The sequence below is a fragment of the Lamprobacter sp. genome (assembly GCF_034860625.1).
Classification (GTDB): Bacteria; Pseudomonadota; Gammaproteobacteria; order Chromatiales; family Chromatiaceae; genus Lamprobacter.
This window is the reverse complement of record NZ_JAYESN010000710.1, coordinates 1-716: the sequence shown is the minus strand read 5'-3', so window position 1 is coordinate 716 and position 716 is coordinate 1. Positions and strand designations below refer to the sequence as shown.

Annotated in this window: 1 protein-coding gene; it reads right to left on the bottom strand. The window is 70.1% G+C overall.

Annotation, left to right across the window (positions count from 1 at the left end):
• The coding region (locus VBE63_RS30890; RefSeq protein WP_323686762.1) for an efflux RND transporter periplasmic adaptor subunit at positions 1-716 on the bottom strand (716 nt) is incomplete at both ends.

Below are 716 nucleotides of genomic sequence, written 5' to 3'. Positions count from 1 at the left end.
CGGGTCGGCCTCGGTGGCAAAGGACTTCAGGGTCACCGGCAGGCGCCGCTCCGGCAGGTCGTCGAAGACCGCGAAGCCGGCGGCGCGCCGGGGCTCGCCGCGCAACACCCGCTCCGGCACATGGATGACGATCTCTAGCGCATCCGGGTTTTGCAGGCTCAGCACCGGCTCCTTGGCTTGTACATTCTGGAAGGTCTCCACTAGACGACGGGCGACGACGCCAGCGAAGGGCGCGGTCAGACGGGTGTCAGCCAGATCCTTCTGCGCGGCGGCGAAGCGCGAGCGCGCGACCTCCATCGCCGTGCGCTTGCGATCGACCTCGGCCCGGGCGACGGCCTGGCGCTTCTCCCAGAGCTGGCGCACGCGCTCATAGTCTGCCGTGGCGGCGTCCAGCTCGGCCTGGGCCAGGTCTAATGCGGTTTGATAGGAGGCCGGGTCTAACCGCGCCAACAGGGCGCCAACCGGCACCGCATCACCTTCAGTGACCGGCAGCTCGACGATCTGTCCCGGCACATTAAAGGCCAGCTCGACACGCTGCACGGCGCGTACGCGACCGGGGAAGCGCAGGCCTGGGCTCAGCCGGGCCGCGCTGACCTCAAGGATCTCAGCCGGGCGCGAGACATCGGCAGGCGCGCTCGGGGGCGGCGCGGACTGCTCGCAGCCGGCAAGGGCGATGAGCAGCGCAAGGGCGGCGGTCGTCAGAAGACGACGGCCGA